A 2,759-nucleotide genomic window follows, 5' to 3' on the forward strand; every position below is an offset into this window, starting at 1 on the left:
GTGCGTATTCCGGTGAACGTGACCGACGATTCCGGCATCGTGACCGGGCTTCCGAGGAACGTGACCGCGGGGTGATGTTGCGCGATTCGATTTTATGGCCGAGCTGTGTTTCGGCCGTTTTGCCTTTTCTGTAAGTCAGTTGAATTAATTTGATTGGCCCCTGCCAGGCCGCCGGAGGCGCCCTGGCAGCCGCGCAGCGGCTCCTGTCTCATTCACTCCCGGCATGACTGTGCTCCTCAGACGTTGCCAATTGAGTTGTCCCCTTTGACTCTGGATGCCGGGGCCTTCTTGCGCAACGATTCACCCGTAAGCGTGAAGCGGTGGTGGCTTTGCATGATGCGGTCGAGCATGGCATCGGCTGTCGTTTGATCTCCTATCCACTCGTGCCAGTGCTCAATGGGCAGCTGGCTGGTGATGATGGTGGCGCGGTGGCCTGCACGGTCATCGATGATCTCCAGCAGATCGGCCCGGGTCTGGCGGTCCATCGCAGCCATGCCCCAGTCGTCCAGCAGCAGGACATCGGTGTTCTTCAGGATGTCGAGCCAGCGTGTGAAGGTGCCGTTGGCGTGCCGGATGCGCAGCTCTTCTTCCAGGCGCGGCACGCGCTGGTACAGCGCGCTGTGACCGCGCCGGCAGGCATGCTGGGCCAATGCGCAGGCCAACCAACTTTTGCCCGCGCCAGTCGGCCCGGTAATCAGCACGGCGTGACCGCTGTGGACCCACTCGCCCAAGGCCAGGCTCATGACGGCACTGCGCTCGAGGCCGCGCACAGCGCGGCTGTCGAGATCCTCGATGGCCGCTTGCGGGTACTTGAGTCTGGCCAGCTTGAGCAAGCGCGCACAGCGCCGGTCCTGCCGGCCGTGGACTTCCCGGTCCACCAGCAACGCAAAGCGTTCTTCGAAACTCATAGCGCTCAGGCCGCTTTGAGTAAGTTGCTGCTCCAAGGCCTGTGCCATGCTTTCCAGGCGAAGGCTGCGCAGTTGGTTGAGCGTGGTGTGCATCATCATGGGGAGCGTGCTCGCGGTGGGATTGATCGGTTTGACGGACGTCATTGGTAATAGCCCGGGCCGCGAACATGGGCGTGCAGCGGTGCAATCCAGTCCGCGCTGGTGCTCGCTTGCAGCAGGTCGCGCCGGTTGAGCAGGATGTCGCGGATGTGGGTGTATTTGCTGGTGCCCAGGCCCAGCGCCATCGTGCAGGCCGCTTCCAGGCGAACGTCGCCGTAGCGCTTGCTCAGGTTGAGCAGGCCCAGGCAGGCCCGGTAGGCGTGCTCGGGGTGGCGTTGGCGCTCCAGCATCCTGGTCACGGTGGCCGCACACGCCACGCCGATGCGCGCACCCCAGGCCACCAGTCGCTCGGGCGTCCACTGGGCGTGATGCTGGTGGCGCTCGGGGAGATGCTCGATGACGGTGGTGTAGCCGCCCTTGTGCGCGCTGCGCATGTGGCTGGCCACGCGGTGGCCCCGGTGCAACGCCTCGACCGCATGAGTGCTCACGCGCAGTTCCAGCGCCAGACCCACCAGGGCATGGGGGACGCTGTAGTAGTGGCCTTCAAACTCGACGTGACTGTTGATGTGCACACGCACGGTCTTGAAGGCGGCCCACTCCCAGGGCTGTATCGGCAAGGCCATCAGGGCCGGCGCGTCGAGCTGCGCGAACACGCTCGCGCGGCTGCCGGGAAGCTTCTGGAAGGCACGCTGGTTGAGCCACTCCAGCAAGGGGGCGATCGCGTCGTTGACCGCCTGGACGCTGGCGAACTGATGCCGGCGCAGGCGTGCGAGGATCCAGCGCTCTACCAATAAAACGCTCAATTCGACTTTCGGTTTGTCCTGCGGGTGATAGGCGCGTGCCGGCAGCACACTGCAGCCGTAATGACGCGCGAAGTCCTGCACGCTGTCGGTGAGCAGCGGCTCGTAGCGGTCGGCCCTGGTCACCAAGGCGCGCGGGTTGTCGGGGACGATGAGTTGGGGCACGCCACCGTAGAACGTCAACGCCTGTGCCGTCGCCCCGAGCCAGTCGCGTGCGGTTTGCGCTGGTGTGGCATAGGCAAAGCAATAGCCCGAGACACCCATGGCGGCAACAAAGATGTTGGCGCGTCCCACCTCCTGGCCGTGCACCATCAGGCCGACGGTCGGGCCCGCGTAGTCGATGAAGAGCTTCTCGCCGGCGCGGTGTACCTGACGCATCGAGCGTTTGAGGCGCCGGGCAAACTGACGGTAGTTTTCGCAGAACTGCGAATAGCGCCACGGTTTGATGCGGTTGGTCGCGCTGTGATCGTCGCTGGTCTGGGCGCAGTACTCCTCCCACAGCAGCATGAGGGTCACGCCCTTGCGGCCTAACTCCTGATGGATGCGCCCGTAATCTGCCTGCGCGTAGGTCTCGCTGGGCCGGGGCGAAGCCAGCAGGCGGCGCTCCAGACCTGCCTCATCCAATGCCGCGAGGACAGTCGCATCCAGTCCTGCGGCTACTGCAAGGCCCACGTATTTGGTGACCACGCCCTTGGAGATGCCCAGGGCGGTGGCGATCTGGAGGTGACTCAGACCGCCTTCGAATTTCAGACGCAGGGCGTCTTTGAGTTTGCGCATATGGATCCTTGGGGCGGGCATGAGGCTCTTTGCAAAATGCATCGAAGCTACAAGCCGCGCCGGGTTCATTCATGCGCAACACCATGCCGGGGGCATATACCGCCGTGCCGGTCACGTTCGCCGGAATGGCGGTCACGTTGCCGGAATCACCGGTCACGTTCGACCGGAATACTCA

General features: G+C 64.2%; 2 protein-coding genes. Both read right to left on the reverse strand.

Going from position 1 to position 2,759, the window contains the following annotated elements; genetic code table 11:
* Positions 1 to 236: 236 nt before the first annotated feature.
* Positions 237 to 1,007 carry an IS21-like element helper ATPase IstB gene (gene istB / locus QN397_RS26485; RefSeq protein ID WP_323502497.1) on the reverse strand — a complete coding sequence of 257 codons (771 nt, stop codon included), beginning with the start codon at positions 1,005 to 1,007 and terminating at the stop codon, positions 237 to 239.
* A 41-nt stretch (positions 1,008 to 1,048) separates the two neighbouring features.
* A complete protein-coding gene (istA, locus tag QN397_RS26490; RefSeq protein WP_323502499.1) occupies positions 1,049 to 2,605 on the reverse strand; it encodes an IS21 family transposase in 1,557 nt (518 codons plus the stop codon).
* Between the last annotated feature and the right edge of the window lie 154 nt (positions 2,606 to 2,759).

The sequence above is a fragment of the Variovorax sp. RTB1 genome (genome assembly GCF_035018765.1).
Lineage (GTDB): Bacteria > Pseudomonadota > Gammaproteobacteria > Burkholderiales > Burkholderiaceae_C > Variovorax.

What these genes read in the sequence shown, in the direction of transcription:
- istB (WP_323502497.1), bottom strand. Translation starts at nt 1,007, where the DNA reads ATGATGATGCACACCACGCTCAACCAACTGCGCAGCCTTCGCCTGGAA.
- istA (WP_323502499.1), bottom strand. Translation starts at nt 2,605, where the DNA reads ATGCCCGCCCCAAGGATCCATATGCGCAAACTCAAAGACGCCCTGCGT.